A 3,655-nucleotide genomic window follows, 5' to 3' on the forward strand; every position below is an offset into this window, starting at 1 on the left:
ACGGGGGGCGGCTGGGACATGCCGAGCTCGAGTCCTACGCCGGAGCGGGAGTGGGCGCCGCCACCGCCGCCGCCACCGCCACCACCGCCGCCGCCCGCGGCCGCTCCAATGAAGCCCGCTGCGCCGGCGAAGCCTAAGCCCAAGAAGGCGGCCAAGAAGAAGAAGGCGGCGCCGAAGAAAAAGGCCGCCAAGCGGAAGCCCGCGAAGAAGAAGGCGGCGAAGAAGAAGGTCACGAGGAAGCGGCCGCCGAAGAAGGCCGCCAGGAAAGCCGCCAAGAAGGCCGCGAAGAAAAAGAAGAAGGCTGGAAGAAAGAAGAAGTAGACTTCGCTAGAAAACGTCTACGGTTCCTTCGATCACGCTTCGCGCGCGGTCGGCGATCTCATCCAGCCGATCGTGCGCGACGGGTTGGACCGCCAAGTCCGCCGGGGCGCGATCGAGCGAGTAGATGTGCACGGCCGTGGGCCGGATACGCTCCAGCCACCCGAGCCATTCGGCGACCGACTCCTCGGAGCCGCAATCGAAGCCCGGGCCCCGGACGAACATCGCCTGCACGATCACGTCCTTCAGCTCCCGGTAGCTCCGGACCAACGGCTCGCGGTCGTAAGCCAGCCCGTTCACCGTTCCCGTAGGGCCGGGGTCGAGCTTCATCATGCGAGCATCGAGTCGGTTCAGCGCGCCCCGGATGGACGGCTTCCCAGCGGCGAGGCCGTTGGACAGGATGCCGACCCGGAGTCCGGGCGCCACTTCGTCACGGGTGGCGAGGACGCGCTCGACGACGACCGGGAACCGCGGATGCATGGTCGGCTCGCCATTTCCGGCGAACGTGACCCAGTCCGGCAGCCCCCTCGTCCCTCCTATCTCCCCCTTCTCACCTGTCTCACCTGTCTCACCTGTCTCTTTCAAAAACCCAATCGTCTTCCGGAGCGCATCCGCCACGAGGTCCGGGGACGGCCAACGCTCGCCGTGCGCCTTGGGCGTATTGAAGCCGCACTCGCAGTACGGGCAGTCGAAGGTGCAGAGCTTGGAGCGCGGTGGGAGGATGTTGAGCCCGAGGGACAGGCCCAGCCGCCTGGAGTGCATCGGCCCGTTGATGATCCGCTCCCAGAGCGGGCTGCCGGGGATCTTGCCGGTGCTCGGGAACCGGCTCTGCGGGAAGTCCACGCTGGAAACGTAGGCGGGGCTTGCGACGTCCGCCACGCGGGCTAGGTTGACCGAATGAGCCCGGTGTCGTTCCCGTTCGTTGCGCCGATGAAGCCATGACGTCGAGACAGGCGCCGGCGGTGGCTGCCGTTTCTGCCTTGCTCATCGGCTTGGGGATCGGGCTGGCGTTGCGCGGCGTCGAGCCGGTGGCGACGTGGCTCTATGTCGTGTGCTGGTACCCGACCATAGCGCTCATGGCAGCGGTCGTCGCGCGGGCAGAGGGGCGGGACCCGTTCACCGGCCATCCGGTGCACGCGCTGTCGCTCTTCGCCTGGTCGGCGGTGTTCTGGTTCTTCTTCGAGCTGCTGAACTGGCGGATCGCCAACTGGTACTACGTCTACGTTCCCGCCGACCGTGTCTCGCGGTGGATCGGCATCTCGCTCGCCTTCGCGACAGTGCTGCCGGCGATCTTCCTCGCTGCCCGGGTGCAGGAGACGTGGGGAATACTGACCACGGTGCGGACGAAACCGTTCCGCGTCACGCCGTTCGGGCTCCGCATCTCCGCCGTCACCGGCGTCGCCTTCCTCGCGCTCCCGCTGCTCTGGCCGCGCTTCTTCTTCCCGCTCGTCTGGGGTGCGACAGCGCTGCTCGCCGAGCCCGCGCTCTACCGCCGTGCGCCGCGGTGGTCGCTGTTGGCGGACCTCGGGCGAGGCGAGGCCGGGCGCCTGCTCAGGCTGCTCACGGGCGGCGCGGCCATCGGCCTGCTCTGGGAGATGTACAACTCGTTCGCGCGCAGCCGCTGGATCTACACGGTGCCCGGGCTGGAGGAGCTGAAGCTCTTTGAGATGCCGCTCCTCGGGTTCCTGGGGTTCCCGGTGTTCGCCCTCGAGTGCTGGTCGGTGTTCCACCTGCTCGCCTCGTTCGGGATCTCCACCCCGGAGGAGCGTCTCGCGGCACCGGTGCCATACGCGCGCAAGACGGCGACGGCGGTGCTGGGCGTGGCCTTCAGCGTGTTCGTGCTCTCGGGCATGGAGCGCTACACGATCGGCAGCACCACGCCTTCGATCGCCGAGGTGCCGGGGCTTCCATCCTACGCGGCGCAAAAGCTCGCCACCGATGGCGTTTCGGCGTTCGAGCTCGCCGAGGTCTCGGCCTCCGATCTGGCGCGCACGGCGGGCGGCGGGGTCGAGGAGGCAGCGCGCTGGGGGCAGGCCCTGCGCCTGGTGACGCTCCGAGGCATCGGCACCCTGAACGCGCGACGCCTGGCCGGGGTCGGCGTACGCGATATCGCGACGCTGGCCGTACAGGACCCTGATTCCCTGGCGGCCCGCCTGCGGGCTGCGCCGCCCAAGGGAACCGCGCCGCTCCGGCCGACGCCGGCCGAGGTGCGGGTGTGGGTGCGCGCGGCGCTCAACGTGACGGTGCCGCAGCGCCGGCCTGCGGAGGGGTCGGAGTGAGCGACGGCTCCGCCGGGGAAGCCGGCGCGCGCCGCGGCTTCTCCCTCGTCGCTGCCGCCGCGTTCGCGCTGTCCCTCGTTCCGTCGGTCGGTACGTACGTCCCCCCCGACTACGACCTGCTCATCACCGGCGGCACCGTCGTGGACGGAACCGGAGCGCCCGGCCGCCACGCCGACGTTGCCGTCACCGGCGACCGAATCGCCGCCATCGCTGACCTGCGCGGGCGTTCGGCGCGGCGGATCATCGACGCCGCGGGACTCGTCGTCGCGCCCGGCTTCATCGACATGCTGGGCCATTCCGAGATCACCGTCCTGGTGGATCCGCGCGGCTACAGCAAGGTGACCCAGGGGATCACGACGGAGATCACGGGGGAAGGAGGCTCCGCGGCTCCGGTGAACGCGAACACGCTCAAGGACGACAGCGCGCAGCTAGCCGCGTGGGGGCTTGCGGTGGATTGGCGCGACTTCGACGGCTACTTCCGGCGGCTGGAGCGGTCGGGGACTCCGTTCAACGTCGCGTCGTTCGTCGGCGCGACCCAAGTGCGGCAGTACGTGATGGGCGACGCCCGCCGCGACCCGACGGCGGCGGAGCTGGCACAGATGACGGCGCTGGTGGACACGGCGATGCTTCAGGGCGCGCTGGGAGTGTCTTCGTCGCTGGTGTACGCGCCGGCCTATTACGCGAAGACCGCGGAGCTGGTCGCGCTGGCGCGGTCGGCAGGCGCTCGTGGCGGCCGGTACGTCACGCACCTCCGCAACGAGGGGACGCGCATCCGGCGGTCGCTGGCCGAGGCATTCAGGATCGGACGCGAGGCGAGCGTGCCGGTGGAGGTTTGGCACCTCAAGCTCGCGGGCCGGGCGAGCTGGGGGCAGATGCCGCGGATCCTCGCGCTGTTCGACTCGGCGCGGGCCGCCGGCCAGCGGGTCGGGGCGAACAGCTACCCATACGTTGCTACTGCCACCGGCCTGTCATCGACGATCCCGGCCTGGGCGCACGAAGGCGGCGATGAGGCGCTGGTGCGGCGGCTCCGTGACCCGGCTACCCGCGCGCGCATTCGG

At 70.0% G+C, this 3,655-nt stretch carries 4 protein-coding genes; 3 read left to right on the forward strand and 1 reads right to left on the reverse strand.

Annotation, left to right across the window (positions count from 1 at the left end):
• Positions 1-321: hypothetical protein (locus tag Q8Q85_14805; GenBank protein ID MDP3775527.1), on the forward strand; the 321-nt coding region annotated here is incomplete at its 5' end.
• A gap of 6 nt (positions 322-327) precedes the next feature.
• On the opposite strand, the gene Q8Q85_14810 is transcribed toward Q8Q85_14805, so the two are convergent.
• Complete coding sequence (locus tag Q8Q85_14810; protein ID MDP3775528.1) at positions 328-1,197, reverse strand: hypothetical protein; 870 nt, start codon at positions 1,195-1,197, stop codon at positions 328-330.
• 59 nt (positions 1,198-1,256) lie between these two features.
• On the opposite strand from Q8Q85_14810, the gene Q8Q85_14815 reads away from it, so the two are divergent.
• Together Q8Q85_14815 and Q8Q85_14820 are read left to right on the forward strand one after the other, a co-directional pair.
• Positions 1,257-2,597, forward strand: a complete 1,341-nt coding sequence (locus Q8Q85_14815) for a hypothetical protein (GenBank protein ID MDP3775529.1) — start codon at positions 1,257-1,259, stop codon at positions 2,595-2,597.
• On the forward strand, positions 2,594-3,655 hold a 1,062-nt coding region (locus Q8Q85_14820), incomplete at its 3' end, for an amidohydrolase family protein (GenBank protein MDP3775530.1). The genes Q8Q85_14815 and Q8Q85_14820, both read left to right, overlap by 4 nt.

The sequence above is a fragment of the Gemmatimonadales bacterium genome (assembly GCA_030697825.1).
Taxonomy (GTDB): Bacteria; Gemmatimonadota; Gemmatimonadetes; order Gemmatimonadales; family JACORV01; genus JACORV01.

Excerpts from the sequence above, each read along its gene's own strand:
- Q8Q85_14815 (MDP3775529.1), top strand. The coding sequence starts at position 1,257 with ATGACGTCGAGACAGGCGCCGGCGGTGGCTGCCGTTTCTGCCTTGCTC.